The organism is Saccharopolyspora sp. 7B (genome assembly GCF_020177435.1).
Classification (GTDB): domain Bacteria; phylum Actinomycetota; class Actinomycetes; order Mycobacteriales; family Pseudonocardiaceae; genus Saccharopolyspora_C; species Saccharopolyspora_C gregorii.
Window position 1 is genome coordinate 73,084 of the sequence record NZ_JAIUKC010000049.1, and the last position, 14,247, is coordinate 87,330.

At 73.6% G+C, this 14,247-nt stretch carries 12 protein-coding genes; 6 read left to right on the forward strand and 6 right to left on the reverse strand.

All coding sequences use genetic code 11. The features are described 5' to 3' along the window. Positions 1-16: 16 nt before the first annotated feature. The 3 genes from LCD33_RS09670 to LCD33_RS09680 are packed head-to-tail and all read right to left on the reverse strand — an operon-like array spanning position 17 to position 3,998. Positions 17-730, reverse strand: a complete 714-nt coding sequence (locus LCD33_RS09670; RefSeq protein ID WP_224956721.1) for an SDR family oxidoreductase — start codon at positions 728-730, stop codon at positions 17-19. Then, positions 727-1,626, reverse strand: coding sequence for a DMT family transporter (locus tag LCD33_RS09675; protein WP_224956720.1), 900 nt, complete (start codon positions 1,624-1,626; stop codon positions 727-729). Before LCD33_RS09675 ends, LCD33_RS09670 begins: the two co-directional genes overlap by 4 nt. Continuing rightward, positions 1,623-3,998: a WS/DGAT domain-containing protein gene (locus LCD33_RS09680; RefSeq protein WP_224956719.1), complete on the reverse strand. Its 2,376-nt coding sequence runs from the start codon at positions 3,996-3,998 to the stop codon at positions 1,623-1,625. Before LCD33_RS09680 ends, LCD33_RS09675 begins: the two co-directional genes overlap by 4 nt. A gap of 175 nt (positions 3,999-4,173) precedes the next feature. Between LCD33_RS09680 and cynS the strand changes: the two genes are divergently transcribed. After that, on the forward strand, positions 4,174-4,617 hold the full coding sequence (gene cynS, locus LCD33_RS09685; RefSeq protein ID WP_224956718.1) for a cyanase: 444 nt from the start codon (positions 4,174-4,176) through the stop codon (positions 4,615-4,617). A gap of 25 nt (positions 4,618-4,642) precedes the next feature. On the opposite strand, the gene LCD33_RS09690 is transcribed toward cynS, so the two are convergent. The 3 genes from LCD33_RS09690 to LCD33_RS09700 form a co-directional block, all read right to left on the reverse strand. Beyond that, positions 4,643-5,515, reverse strand: a complete 873-nt coding sequence (locus LCD33_RS09690; protein WP_224956717.1) for a LysR substrate-binding domain-containing protein — start codon at positions 5,513-5,515, stop codon at positions 4,643-4,645. Positions 5,516-5,623: 108 nt separating this feature from the next. Further along, entirely contained in the window at positions 5,624-6,379 is a 756-nt protein-coding gene (locus LCD33_RS09695) for an SDR family oxidoreductase (protein ID WP_224956715.1), read from the reverse strand. A 148-nt stretch (positions 6,380-6,527) separates the two neighbouring features. Beyond that, positions 6,528-7,109, reverse strand: a complete 582-nt coding sequence (locus LCD33_RS09700; protein ID WP_224966544.1) for a chorismate mutase — start codon at positions 7,107-7,109, stop codon at positions 6,528-6,530. Positions 7,110-7,543: 434 nt separating this feature from the next. Here LCD33_RS09700 and LCD33_RS09705 point away from each other — a divergent pair, with 434 nt between their 5' ends. The 5 genes from LCD33_RS09705 (at position 7,544) to LCD33_RS09725 (ending at position 13,984) form a co-directional block, all read left to right on the forward strand. Beyond that, entirely contained in the window at positions 7,544-9,178 is a 1,635-nt protein-coding gene (locus LCD33_RS09705; RefSeq protein WP_224977742.1) for an AMP-binding protein, read from the forward strand. A 149-nt stretch (positions 9,179-9,327) separates the two neighbouring features. Beyond that, on the forward strand, positions 9,328-10,800 hold the full coding sequence (locus LCD33_RS09710) for an NAD(P)/FAD-dependent oxidoreductase (protein WP_224966542.1): 1,473 nt from the start codon (positions 9,328-9,330) through the stop codon (positions 10,798-10,800). A 73-nt stretch (positions 10,801-10,873) separates the two neighbouring features. Then, a complete protein-coding gene (locus tag LCD33_RS09715; RefSeq protein WP_224956707.1) occupies positions 10,874-12,562 on the forward strand; it encodes a GMC family oxidoreductase N-terminal domain-containing protein in 1,689 nt (562 codons plus the stop codon). A 55-nt stretch (positions 12,563-12,617) separates the two neighbouring features. Further along, positions 12,618-13,223, forward strand: a complete 606-nt coding sequence (locus tag LCD33_RS09720) for an acetoacetate decarboxylase family protein (protein WP_224956706.1) — start codon at positions 12,618-12,620, stop codon at positions 13,221-13,223. A gap of 80 nt (positions 13,224-13,303) precedes the next feature. Further along, the gene (locus LCD33_RS09725) at positions 13,304-13,984 is read left to right on the forward strand and encodes a transcriptional regulator (protein WP_224956705.1); all 681 of its coding nucleotides are present in this window, start codon (positions 13,304-13,306) and stop codon (positions 13,982-13,984) included. Positions 13,985-14,247 lie beyond the last annotated feature (263 nt).

Genomic DNA, 14,247 nt, shown 5'->3' on the forward strand with positions numbered 1-14,247 from the left:
GTTCTCGTGAGCGCCCTCAGCCGAAGCGGTGGGCGAGGCGGTGGAAGGTCGCGGGCAGCGCGCCCTGCGCCCGGGCGGCGAGACCCAGCCAGCTCGGCACGAACACCTCCGCCGTGTCCTCCTCCAGCGCGCGCACCAGCACCCGCGCCACCCGCTCCGGCGGTACCGGCCGCGGGAAGCGGCGCTCCGGGGCACCCCGGCGGTCGAAGAAGCGGGTGGCGACCAAGCCCGGGAACACGGTGGTCACCGGCACGCCCTCGTGCGCCACGCTCGCCGCGAACGCCCGCAGCCCCGCCTTCGTCGCCGAGTACACCGCCTCCCCGCGCACCCCGGTCGCGGCTATCGACGAGACGAACCCCACCTGGCCGCCCCGAGCGACCAGCCCGGGCAGCGCCGCGCGCGTCAGCTGCAGCGGGGCCGTGAGGTTGAGCGCCACCAGCTCCGCCACCCGCGCCTCCGGCATCTCCGGCAACGGACCCGCGCACCCGGCCCCGGCGTTGTTGATCAGCAGGTCGGTGTCGGCGGCGACCTCGGCGACCCGGCGCACCGCATCCGGATCCGCCAGGTCCGCCACCAGCGCGCGCCCGCCGCTGCGCCGCGCCACCGCCGCCAGCCGCTCCCGGTTCCGGCCCACCAGCACCGGATCGCACCCGAGCGCCCCCAGCTCCAGCGCGAGCGCCGCGCCGATGCCGGAGGACGCGCCGGTGACCAGCGCGGAGCGCCACCTCACCCGGCACCTTCCTCGATGGCCCGCCGCAGGTGCTCGCCGCGGTGCGTGAGCACCCAGATGCCCGCCATCAGCACCAGGCCCGCCAGCACCTGCCCGGCCACCGCGCCCGGCGCCGTCTCCACGCGCTCGCCGAGCCAGCTCACCCCGATCGCCATCCCCACCAGCGGATCCGCCGCGGTGATCACCGCGAGGGCCGGGGAGATGAACCGGCCCTGCTGGAACGTGTTCTGGCTCAGCAGGAACCCCACCGGCCCCAGTGCGCACACCACGTACAGCGTCGGATGCGTGAACGGTTCGGCGATGCCGCCGTGCCGCAGCTGCTCGGCCACCACCTTGATCAGACCGGCGGTGACCCCGTAGAGCACGCCCGTCGCCAGCGCCAGCGCCAGCACCCGCACCTCACCGGGGAAGCGGTTCGCGGTGAGCACGCAGGCCAGCACCACCAAGGCCAGCACCACCGCCAGCGGCCGCACGTCCGTCGCCCCCGTGAACCCCGTCCCCTCGCCGACGGGCCGCGCCAGCAGCAGGAACGCGGCGAGCCCCGCCATCACCGCCAGCGCGCCCAGCACCAGCACCCGGTCCAGCCTGCGGTGCGCCATCCCCGCCGCGAACACCGCCCCGAACAGCACCGAGGTCACCAGCAGCGGCTGCACCAGCACCAGCGGTCCGAACGCCAGCGCCACCATCTGCAGCGACAGCCCGGCCAGCACCGTCCCGATGCTGAGCAGCCAGACCGGCTTGCGCACCAGGTCCCACAGCAGCCGCGGGTCGAGCGTGCGGCTGGTGGGCACCTGCTTGGTGGCGCGCTGCTGCACCGCGCTGGCCAGCCCGAACCCGGCCGCGCCGAGGACGGCGGCCGGTACCGCGATCCCCAGCATCGTGCCCGTGGAACTCACGAGCCGACGCCCACCGGTGCGGGGTCGCCCAGCGCGGCGAACGCCTGCCGGAACCGGTCGGCGAACTCGGCCACGTCCGGGAACGACCCGGGGTCGGTGGTGATGCCGACGCCCGTGTGCTCGGCCCAGTGGATCACTCCGAGCGCCAGGCCCACCCCGGCGGCCAGTGGCAGCACCGGGTGCACGGTGTGCAACCGCGCGCCCGCGATCCGCGGCGGTTCGGCCCGACCGGGCATGACCGAGACGATGGCCTGGAAGAAACGTCCCCGGTACATCGACCGGACCGCTCGCGCGTGCAGCGGGGCCGGGAGCTTGCCCAGCGCCCCCACCACCGCGGCAGCGGCGACCGGCATGCCGCCGCGTTGCGCCCGGTCCAGGCGGGCGGCGATCTCGGAGAGGCGTCGGCGCGGCGCCATCGGACCCAGCGGCAGGTCCACCGCGATCCCCGCCGCGTGGTTGCCGAACCAGGACGTCCCGCCACCGGTGCCCCGGGGCACCATCGCGCGCAGCGAGCGCTGCGTGGTGTCGTTCTCGTCCACCAGGTGCAGCGCTTCGGCCAGCACCGCCAGCAGCAGCGCGGTCCGGCTGACCCGGTGGGCGGCGGCGGTGCGGCGCACCTGCTCGGTGGGGAGCTCCACCCACGCGTAGCGGCGGGCCGAGGTGCTGCGCCGCGCCGGCCCCGCCGCGGGCAGCGCGTTCGCCGCGGCCAGGCCCAGCACACCGCGCAGCACCACCAGCGCCCGGCGCGCCCCCGACAGCTCCGGGGCGGCGGGCGGCGGCTCCTCCTGCGGGTCGTCGGAGAGCAACCGCAGCAGCGTCGCGGTCATCACCAGCCCGTCACCCAGTGCGTGGTGCATCGACACCAGCAGCACGACCTGCGCCGAGCCGGGTTCGCGCAGCACCTTCAACGCCCATGGCGGCCGGTCGGCGCGCAGCGGGGCGGTGAAGAACTCCCGCTCGACCCGTTCCCGCTCGCCGGGAGCGCCGCTCAGCTCGTGGTGGCCGAGGTGCTCGGGCACCGAGATCTCCCGCACGGGGATCCAGCGCCCGCCGCTGAGCCGGTGGTGCAGCATCGGCAGCCGCGGCGCCCGGCTGGTGATCAGGGCGCCGAGGTGGTCGATCCAGTCCGCGGTCGTCATCACCCGGTCCGGGTCGCTCAGCGTCAGCACCGCGCCGGTGCGCTGCGGTACCTCCGGGGTGGCGGCGTGCACGAAGAACGCGTCCTGCCCGCGCAGCCGCCGCGGGCGCGGCGGGGGGCGCAGGTCGGCGAGCTCGGGCACCTGGTCGGCGAACCGGCCGGTGACCCGCAGGTGCTCGTGCACGCGCTGCTCGACCGCGTGCAGCTCGTCCGGGTCGGTGAGCAGGCGGTCCAGCGCCCCGGCCAGCGCGTCGGCGTCCTCGCACAGCAAGGCGAGCCCGGCGTCGGCCATCAGTTCGGCGTTGGCGCGGCCGTGCCCGGCGATCGGTTCCACCATGAGCACCGGCCGTGCGCAGGCGAGCGCCTCCAGCGCGGTCGCACCACCCGCGTTGGTCACCACCACGTCGGCGGCCGTGGTGTAGGCGGGCACGTTCCGCACCCAGCTCAGCGGCACCAGCCGGGGGTCCTGCTCGGCGCGGTCCCGCAGGCGCCGCAGCAGCGCCTCGTTGTGCCCGCACAGCACCACCACCCGGTCGATCCCGGTGCGCAGCGCGGCATCGGCGGCGCGCTCCACGGAACCGAAGCCGAGCGAACCGCAGGAGATCAGCAGCATCCGCCCCTCGGCGGGCAGCCCGCAGTCCCGGCGGGCCTCGGCCTTGTCCCGCGGCCGGAACCGGGACTCCACCGGCGGGGCGCTCACCGCGTGCACCGAGCGGGGCTGGGCACGCCGTGCGGCCCGCAGCCCGTTCTCGCTCATCACGTAGTGCAGGTCGATCCGCGAGTACACCCAGAACGGGTGCGGCGCGAAGTCGGAGATCACCGCCGCGATCGGCACGTCGAGCTCGCCGCGCCCGCGCAGCCAGTCGAGGCCCGCGGTACCCAGCGGGTAGGTCGAGACGATCAGGTCCGGGCGGTGCTCGGCCAGCACCGGCCGCAGCCGCCGCCCGCACCAGGACCCGACGAAGCGGCGGCAACCGTCGGCGAACCAGCGCTGCCGCCACAGCGCGGCGTAGAAGAAGTCGTACAGCCACGGGGTGCTCTCGACGTTGGTGACGTAGATGCGCTGGAACGCGCCCGGCACCCACGAACCCATGACCTGCAGCGCGTCCACCCAGGTGACGGCGCATCCCGGCCAGCGGGCGCGGGCGGCCTCCTCCACGGCCCGCGCCGTGGCGTTGTGGCCTTCCCCGATGGTGGCGCTGACCAGCAGGAGTCGGTGCGGTGGCTGAGTCACGAGGCGAGCTCCCCCCCTCCGAGAACGGCTCGTGGTCCGGAGGCTAACGGCGTCCCGGAGGCCCGGCCGGATGAGCGAACGTCGCGCAGCCGGATGACTCGGCGGCCGGTTCCGGGTGAGGATGGCCGTGGTGGATCAGCTGAGGCCCGGGCGACCGGGCGGGACGGGAGTGGGCATGACCAGCAAGCAGGAGGCGGCGGCCGCGGTCCGGGCGAAGAAGGTGGAGCTCGGCATCACGTGGGCGCAGCTGGCGGAGGCCGTGGGGCGCCCGGTGGCGTGGACGACGGCGGCGCTGCTGGGCCAGCACCCGATGCCGGAGGCGGAGGCGCGCGCGGCGGGGGAGCTGCTGGAACTGGGACCGGACGTGCTGCACGCGCTGCGGCTGCAACCCACCAGGGGCGCGTTGGACCAGCCGGTGCCCACCGACCCGACGATGTACCGGTTCTACGAGGTGCTGCAGGTCTACGGGCCGACGATCAAGGAGCTGATCCACGAGGAGTTCGGCGACGGCATCATGAGCGCGATCAACTTCCGGCTCGACGTGAGCCGCGCGGAAGATCCGCAGGGCGACCGGGTGGTGGTGACGCTGGACGGCAAGTTCCTGCCGTACCAGTGGTGACCTCGCCGCGCCCCTGAGCGGGCGTTCAGCCGGTGGCCGCGAGGAACGCGTCGCGCAGGTCGTGGGTGATGTGCGCGGGCCACAGCGCGTGCAGCGGCGCGAACAGCGCCGGGCGCAGCTCCACCACCCGGGTCCGCCCGCCCGCGGTGGGCCCGGGCGGGGCGGTCACCAGGGCCACGTGCCGGGTGCCGATCACCGCGGTGACCGGCGGGGTGCCCTGGATCGGATTGCGCAGGTGCTCCGGTTCGAACCCGGCGCGGCGGCAGTGCTCCAGCAGCAGGTCGGTGTAGCCGGACCGCCCCGGATCGCCCCAGACCACGAGCCGTTCCCCGGCTAGTTCGGTGAGCTCGACGTGGTCCCGGCCGGCCAGGTGGTGGTCCGCGGCGACGGCGAGCGACAGCCGGTCCTGGCTGAGGGTGCTGCGGGTCAGCCCGTGCTGGGGGCGCATGCCGCGGCAGAGCCCGAGGTCGAGTTCGCCGCCGAGCAGGTCCTCGGTGAGCTGCTGCGGGTAGTGCTGGTGCACTTCGGTGCCGAGCGCGGGCAGCTCGGCGAGCGCGGTGTGCACCAAGGTGGTGACTTCGTCGCTGGTCACGGCCGGGGTGTGCCCGATCCGCAGGGTCTCGGCGCCGCCGCGTCCGATGCGGCGGGCGCGGTGCAGCGCGGCGCGGGCGATGCCGTGCAGGACCCGCGCGTCTTCGATGAGCGCCTGCCCGGCGGGCAGCGGGGTGACCCCGCCGGTGTCGCGGCGCAGCAGCGGGACGCCGACCTCGCGTTCGAGGCTGCGCACCGAGGTGCTCAGCGCCTGCTGGGTGAGGTGCAGCCGGGCCGCGGCCCTGGTGAATCCGCCTTCTTCGGCCACGGCGACGAGGTGCTCCAGCTTGCGCAGGTCCAGTCCCACGTCGGTCCTCCACCTCCTCGTCGGCTGCCGCGTCCCGCACTCGCCGGGGCGGCCGCCCCCCCGCTCCGGCCGCCCCGGCATCCTGCTCCACCCTGGCGGGCGGTCCGGTCAGCGGGTGGTGTACCCGCCGTTGGCGAAGATCGTCTGCCCGGTGATCCACCAGCCGTCGGTGGCCAGGAAGCGGACCAGCGGTTCGATGTCCTCGATCTTGGTGAGCTGGTTGCCGAGGGCCTGCGACTTGTGGAACTCGACCCGTTCGGGGGTCTCCTGCGGGTAGAAGAACGGGGTGTCCATCGGCCCGGGGGCGATGTTGTTCACCGAGATGCCGCGGTCGGCGAACTCCTTGGCCGCGGCCCGGGTGAAGTGCTCCAGCGGCGCCTTGCCGCCCGCGTAGGTGGAGTAGCCGTCGGTGAACGCCGCCAGCAGCGAGGTCACCAAGCTGATGATCTTGCCGTTGTCGTTGAGCCGGCGGCCCGCCTCCTGCAGGAAGAAGTACGCGGCCTTGGCGTTGATGCCGAACATCCGGTCGTACTCCTCCTCGGAGGTCTCCACGATCGGTTTGCGCAGCACCATGCCGGTGGTGTTGACGGCGACGTCGACGCCGCCGAACTCGTCGACGGCCGCGTCGAACAGCCGCCGCACGTCCTCGACCCGGGTCAGGTCACCCGCGACGGTGATCGCCTGCGAACCCGCCGCGCGAACGGCCTCGGCGGTGCGCTCGGCGTCGTCCTTCGAGGACTCGGAGTGGTGGTGGACCACGACCTTGGCGCCGGCTTCGGCGAGCTTGGTGCTGATCAGCCCACCGAGGTTCTTGCCGCCACCCGCGACCACCGCGACCTTGCCGTTCAGCGTGTGCTCGGTCATCTCGCCCTCCTTGCCGGGATCGGTCGACCGGCGCGTTCCGCCGGCCCGGCCCCGACGCTAGGGGCCGTAGCCCGGATCCGGGAAACACGCGCTTCGCGTGCGCCGACAAGGAACGCTGATGGCCGCAGGCCGCGGCGGGTTCAGCAGGTCATCCGCAGATCTTCCCGGCGGCCGCGGTGAGGGCGTCCCGGTGCAGCGCGTCCAGCCGGTGCCCGAAGACCGCGGTGACCGCGGAGGCGGCGAGGTCCAGCCGGCATTCGTCGGTGGGTTCCCGCACCACTTCGGTCTCCCGCAGCTCGCGCACCGCCTCCGCGCTGATCCGGTCCAGCTCGGGCCGCACCTCCGCGCCGAGGTCGGGCCGGTTGCCGGGCCGCAGCTCCGGGTGCGCGTCCCACTCGGCGAACAGCCCGCGCTGCACGTCCTTGCCCGCCTCGATCTGGTCTCGGAAGAACCGGACCCCATCGGCGGGGTCGAGCCCCGCTTCGGTGGAGAGCTCGGCGACGGTGTCGAGCACTTCCCGCTCCCGCGCCGGGTCCTCGATGGGGGAGTCGGTGCCGTACTTGGCGGCGGCGACTTCGTCGGCCAGCAGCAGCCGTTGGGCGGCGAGGTCGACCAGCGCGATCAGCCGGGGCTCGGCGCGGTCCGGTGCCGGTGCCGCGTTGCCGGTGGCCGGGGCCGTCGTCGCGATCAGCGCGCTCAGCGCGAGTCCCGTGAGCATCCTTCGTCGCATGTCCGCTCCTCGTCGGTCGGTGTCGTGGAGGAGTCTGCCCGGCCCGGGCCCGCGCACCACGTCCGACATGCCTCGGCGTGTCGGCCCGCCTCGGGCGCAGCCGCGGTTCCGGACGGAGGACGGTCCACTGTGAAGACACTGTGGACCGTCTGAAAACCGGAGTTGAACCGCGCGGGAACTGTTTTCTCCCGACGGCGAACACGCCGCGCTGCGGTGTGGTTATCGAGAACGGTCCTCAGTGGTCCGATCGGCCGCTCCGCAGCGGATCTCCGGGGTGCGCCGATTACGCCTTTCGGCGGAACCCGGGTTCTCGGTTTGTCATCGGCATGACAAGAAAATTCTCATGGCGAACCGCCAGCTTGACGTGCTCTGCGCGAAGTCGATAGGTGTTCCCGATCTTTACCGGTTTCAGCGCGCAGTGGTGAGGGAGCGGCATGGTTCGAGACGGTCGAACGGACGGCGCGGGCGGGGCCCGGCACGGTACGCACGCGTTGCGGGTGCTGGCCAGAGCGGGCATGGCCTCGCCCACCTCGCCGCGGCGCGCGCTGCGCGGGCTCGCCGACGTCCGCACCTGGGGCCCGCTGGTCGGGGCGCTGCGGCACATCACGCGGACCCGGCCCGCCGACGTGGGCCTGGTCTACGAACTCGGCGAGGTCACCTACGGGGAGCTGGACCGCGCCTCCGACCTGCTGGCGGTCGCGCTGCGGGACCGCGGGTTCGACGACCGGCACACCGTCGCGGTGTGCTGCCGCGACCACCGCTGGTTGGTCCTGTCGTTGCTGGCCTGCGGGAAGCTCGGTGTGCACGTGGTGCTGGTGAACACCGGTTTCGCCGCTCCCGAACTCGCCGACGTCGTCGAGCGCGAGCAGGTCGCCGCGCTCATCGCCGACGGCGAGTCCGCCCCGCTGGCGGCCGGGGCTCGGCTGCGGGTCCCGTGCTTCGAGGCGTGGCCCGCGGCGGCCGCGCCGGGAACCACCACCCTGAAGGACCTGCTCGCGGAGGCCGAGCAGTCCCCGGAGGAACCCGTCATCCCCCGGCCCCGCCGCCCCGCGGGCGTCGTGCTGCTCACCAGCGGCACCACCGGTCGCCCCAAGGGGGCCCGCAGGCAGGTGCGCTCCGCGTTGAGCGCCGCCGAGTTCCTGGACCGCATCCCGCTGCGCGCCGGGGAACCCACCTTCATCGCCTCCCCGCTGTTCCACGCCATCGGCTACTCGCAGCTGACCGTGGCGTTCGGCCTCGGCAGCACCGTGGTGGTGCGGAGCCGGTTCGACGCCGCGCGGCTCGCGACGGCCGTGCGTGAGCACGGGTGCCGTGCGGTGGTGCTGGTGCCGACGATGCTGCGACGGCTGCTCGACCTCGACCCGGAGTTCCTGCGCGCGAACCTGTCCGGGCTGCGCGCGGTGGTCGTGTCCGGCTCGGTGCTCGCCCCGGAGCTGGCGCGGGCCAACGCGCAGCGGCTCGGCGACGTGCTCTACAACCTGTACGGCTCCACCGAGGCCGCGGTCGCCGCGGTCGCCACCCCCGCGGAGCTGCGCCGCGCACCGGGCACCGCGGGGCGCAGCCCGCACGGCTGCGCGGTGCGGCTCTACGACGGGGCGAACCGGCGGATCACCCGGTCCGACGTGCTGGGCCGGATCTTCGCGGGTGGCACGCTGACCTCCGCCGGCTACACCACCGGCGCCGGGCGGCCGCAGATCGGCGGGCTGGTGGATACCGGCGACCTGGGCCACTTCGACGAGTCCGGGTTGCTGTTCGTGGACGGCCGCGCCGACGACATGATCATCTCGGGTGGGGAGAACGTCTTCCCGGCCGAAGTGGAGAACGTCATCGCCACCCACCAGGCGGTGAAGGACGTCGCGGTCCTCGGCATCTCCGACCCCGAGTTCGGGCAGCGGCTGCACGCGTTCGTGGTGCCCATCCCCGGTGCCGCGCTGCACCCGCTGGAGGTCGTCGACTTCGTCCGCCAGCGGCTCGCCCGGCACAAGGTCCCGCGGCAGGTGGACCTGGTGCGGGCGGTTCCGCGCAGCGCCACCGGCAAGGTCCAGCGCACGGCCCTGCCCGCGGGCTGACGCCCGGGCGCGGACCGGAGCGGGGCGGAGAACCCGGTGGTCGGCGCCCTGTCCGAAAGTATCAATGATCTGGCCGTCGGCGTCAGACCGGACGGGCGAACCCGGCATAACGTGATCGTGTCCCCAGCGCACGACCACGAGGAGCCCGCATGTCGCCGATCCGCCAACCCCATGTCGCCATCATCGGCAGCGGGTTCGCGGGCATCGCGGTGGCCGCGCAGCTCAAGCGGGCCGGCCACACCTCGTTCACGATCTTCGAACGCGCCCCCGGCGTGGGCGGGGTGTGGCGGGACAACACCTACCCGGGGGCCGCGTGCGACGTGCCCTCGCACCTGTACTCCTACTCGTTCCAACCGGAACCGACGTGGCGGCGCCGGTTCGCCGAGCAGCCGGAGATCCTGCGGTACCTGCGGCGCTGCGTGGAGCAGAACCGGCTGACCCGGCACCTGCGGCTGAACACCTCCATCGAATCCGCCGCCTACGACGAGAAGGCGCGGAAGTGGCGGCTGCGCACGGGATCCGGCGACCTCGTCGAGGCCGACGTGCTGGTGCCCGCGGTGGGCCAGCTCAGCGAACCGGTCGTGCCGAACCTGCCCGGGCTGGACGAGTTCGACGGCCCGGCCTTCCACTCCGCCCGCTGGGACCACCAGCTCGACCTGCGCGACAAGCGGGTCGCGGTGATCGGCACGGGCGCCAGCGCGGTGCAGTTCGTGCCCGCGATCGCCGACCGGGTGCGGGAGATGACGGTGTTCCAGCGCTCGGCGCCGCACATCGTTCCCCGGCCGGACCGCGCCTACCAGTCCTGGCACCGGTTCGCGTTCCGCCACATCCCCGGCGCGCAGGCCGTCGGCCGGTTCGGCGTCTGGCTGTTCTTCGAGGCGGCCGGTCGCGGGCTGACCACCGCGCAGGGCATCGGCAGGCTGTTCACCGTGGTCGCGGGTGGCCACCGGCGCAGGCAGGTGCCCGCGGAGCCGCTGCGCGCGGACCTCGCGCCCGACCACCAGATCGGCTGCAAGCGGGTGCTGTTCTCCAGCGAGTACTACCCGGCGTTCTCCCGCGAGGGCGTCCGGCTGGAGCGCGGAGCGATCGAACGGGTCACGTCGAACGGCGTGCGGACCGCGGACGGGGTCGAGCACCCCGCGGATGTGATCATCTTCGGGACCGGGTTCGACGCGAGCAACTTCCTGTCCACACTGGACATCACCGGCGCCGGTGGCGCCCGGCTGGACGAGGTGTGGAAGCGGGGTGCGCGCGCCTACCTGGGCATGGCGGTGCCCGGCTTCCCGAACATGTTCGTGATGTACGGCCCGAACACCAACCTCGGATCCGGATCGGTGGTGCACGTGCTGGAGAGCCAGGCCAGGTACGTGGTGCGCCTCGTGCGCAGGCTCGCCCGGAGACCCGGTGCCGCGCTGGACGTGCTCCCGGACGCCGCCGAGCGGTTCGACCACGAGATGCAGCGGCGGCTGCGCGACAGCGTGTGGGCCTCCTGCCGCAGCTGGTACCGGGACGCCGACGGGCGGGTCAGCACCAACTGGCCCGGATCCATGACCGAGTACCGCAGGCGCACCCGCTGCCCCGACCTGAACGACTTCCAGGTGCTGACGGCCTCCACCACGTGACCACCGTCCCCACCTGAACTGCACAGCGACCGAGCGGGCCGACGGCGGCCCGGACCCCCTGAGAGGTGCGCACATGCCCGACCACGACTACGACGTGCTCGTCATCGGATCCGGCTTCGGCGGCGGAGTGTCCGCGCTGCGGCTGACCGAGAAGGGCTACCGGGTCGGGGTGGTGGAGGCGGGCAAGCGGTTCCGCGACGAGGACTTCCCGAAGACCTCGTGGCGGCTGCGCGACTACCTGTACCTGCCGAAGCTCGGCTGCTACGGCATCTTCCGGTTCGACCTGCTCAAGGACGTGCTGATCCTCAGCGGCGCCGGGGTCGGCGGCGGATCCCTGGTGTACGCCAACACCCTCTACGAACCGCCGGAGGAGTTCTACGCGCACCCGCAGTGGGCCGGCATCACCGACTGGCGCCGCGAACTCGCGCCCTACTACGACCAGGCGAAGCGGATGCTCGGCGTCGCCGAGAACCCGCGGGACACCCCGGCCGACGAGGCGATGCGCGCCGCCGCCGAAGACCTCGGCATCGCGGGCACCTTCCACCGCGCGCAGGTCGGCGTGTACTTCGGCGAACCCGGTGCCACCGCTGAGGATCCGTACTTCGGCGGCGCCGGGCCGCAGCGGCAGGGCTGCCTGCACTGCGGCGAGTGCATGACCGGGTGCAGGCACGGCGCGAAGAACACCGTCGCGAAGAACTACCTGCACCTGGCCGAGAACGCCGGCGCCGAAGTGCACCCGCTGACCACGGTGACGGAGGTGCGCCCGCTGCCCGGCGGCGGCTACGCGGTCTCCACGGTGCGCACCGGCCGCCGGCTGCGCAAGCGGCGCCGCACGTTCACCGCGCGGGAGGTGGTGTTCTCCGCGTCGGCCCTGGGCACCCAGAAGCTGCTGCACCGGATGCGGGACACCGGTGCGCTGCCCGGGATCTCGCCCCGGCTGGGCCTGCTGAGCCGCACGAACTCCGAGCAGATCCTCGCCGCCCGCGCCCGCGGCGACGACCGCGACTACAGCGAAGGCGTCACCATCACGTCCTCGCTGCACCCGGACCCGACGACGCACATCGAACCGGTCCGCTACGGCAAGGGCAGCAACCTGCTGGCGCTGCTGGAGGCCGCGCTGGTCGACCCGAAGCCCGGCCGCAACCGGTTCCTGCTGGGGCTGCGGCACATGCTGCGCCACTGGCGCGACCTGCCGACGCTGCACCGGCCGCGCCGCTGGTCGCAACAGACGATCGTGCTGCTGGTGATGCAGGCGGTGGACAACTCGCTGACGTTGCGCACCAAGCGCGGCCTGTTCGGCCGCAAGCTCAGCAGCGAGCAGGGCGACGGGGAACCGAACCCGACGTGGATCCCCGCCGGGCACGCCGCGGCCCGCTCGGTCGCCGAGAAGATCGGCGGGGTGCCCGCGGGCAGCTGGGCGGACCTGGCGAACATCCCCATCACCGGGCACTTCATCGGCGGCTGCGCCATCGGCTCCGACGCCGAGCACGGCGTGGTCGACGCCTACCACCGGCTCTACGGGCACCCGGGGCTGCACGTGGTCGACGGCTCGACGATCTCGGCGAACCTGGGGGTGAACCCGTCGCTGACCATCACCGCGCAGGCGGAGCGGGCGATGGCGATGTGGCCGAACAAGGGCGAACCGGACCGCCGCCCCGAGCTGGGTGAGCCGTACCGGCCGGTCGAGCCCAGCGTCCCGTCGGCCCCCGTGGTGCCCGCGGCGGCACCGGGGGCGCTGCGGCTGCCGCTGAGCCCGATCTGATGTGCTGGGGCGGGAGATCCCGCCCGTGGAAGTCCTTGCCCGAACAGGAGAACGGATGACCTATCCACCAGAACCGTGGGAGCTGCACGGCGACCTGCACCTGTCGCTGTGGTCGCTGCCGGAGGTGGAGCTGCCGGGAGTGCCGCTGGAGACGCCACCGGTGCTGATCGGCGACCGCGGTCTCGTCGGCACCGCGTGGGTGCGCTACGGGCCGGGCAGCGTCCTGGAGTACGACGAGCTGCTCGTGGCCGTCCTGGTGCGCGACGGCGCGGTGCCGCGGGTGCACATCAGCCAGATCTGGGTGGACAGCCCGGAATCCTTGCGGGGCGGGCGCGAGCTGTGGGGGATCCCCAAGGAGAGCGCGGAGTTCCGCAGGCGCACCGGCGCGCGGGTCACCTCGTGCGCGGCCGGGGGCATCGCCTCCGCCGGTTTCTCCCGGTTGGCCCGGGTGCCCGGTCGCTGGCCGTTCGCCTACCGCGTCGCCCAGGACCTGCACGAGTTCCAGCAGTCCCCGGTGCGCGGATCGGCCGGGCTGACGTGGTGCTCGGCGGTGTGGCGGTTCGATCCGGACGGGCCGCTGGCGTGGCTGGACGGGCGGCGGCCGGTGGCGAGCGCGGCGCTCACCGACTTCTCGATGAGCTTCGGCGCGGCGTCCGGCTGATCCGCTTCCTCCCGGTTCTTCCGTTGCGGGCACGGGATTCTGGGTTCGCGGTGCGGGGCGTTCGTGGGATCATGGGAGCCATGACCGGTTCCGCACGCGCCCTGCTGGACTCGATTCACCGCGAACTCGCCCCGAGGGAGGGGGAGAACCGGCTGGTGCCGCTGGTGCGGGACGGTGCCGCGCCGAGGTCGGTGCTGGCCGCGCTGGCGGCGGAGGAGTCCCGCATCGTGCCGTGCGACTGGCGCAGCTTCCTCACCCTGTCCGCGCGCGCCGCGGACCGGCCCACCCGCGAGTTCTTCGCCGGGCTCGCCGCGGGGGAGGGGGCGGCGCTGGGCGCGCTGCCGAAGCTGTCGGCGGCGCTGGGCTGGAGCGAGCAGGACGTCGCCGACTACCGGCCGAAGGCGGGCTGCCAGGCCTACCCCGCGTACATGTCGTGGCTCGCGCTGCACGCCGAGCCCGGGGACGCCGCGGTGGCGATCGTGTCGAACTTCGCCGCGTTCGGCGCCTACTGCGCGGAGGTGGCCCAGGCGCTGCGCAGCAGGTACGGACTGTCCGATGCGGACTGCGAGTTCTTCGACCTGTTCGGCACCCCGGTGCCGGGCGCCGACGAGCAGGCGGAGGCGGCGGTGCAGGCCGAGCTCGACGCGGGCCGCATCACCGAGTCCCGCGCCCGCGAGCACGCGCGACTGTTCCAGGACTACGAGCTCATGTTCTGGAACACCCTCCCCGACGAACTCCGAACCGCTCCGCCGAACGAGTGATCACCGTCCGGCGTGGACACCCGCCGATCCGCAGTCGCTACGGCCGTGCCCGAACCGGCCCGGGCGGGTTCCGATGGGGCGAAATCGCTGCATGGTTCCCGCTCCCGAGGATCGCCACCTCGGTGACGTGACATTGCAGTGCGACCAGGTGGTGAACGGTTGGCGCACCGTCATCGTGCACTTCCGGCAGGCCAATGCCGAGGCGACCGTGTACTTCAAGGGCGGAGGCGAGAACCTCGACGGCAGCCCCACCTCCCCACCGC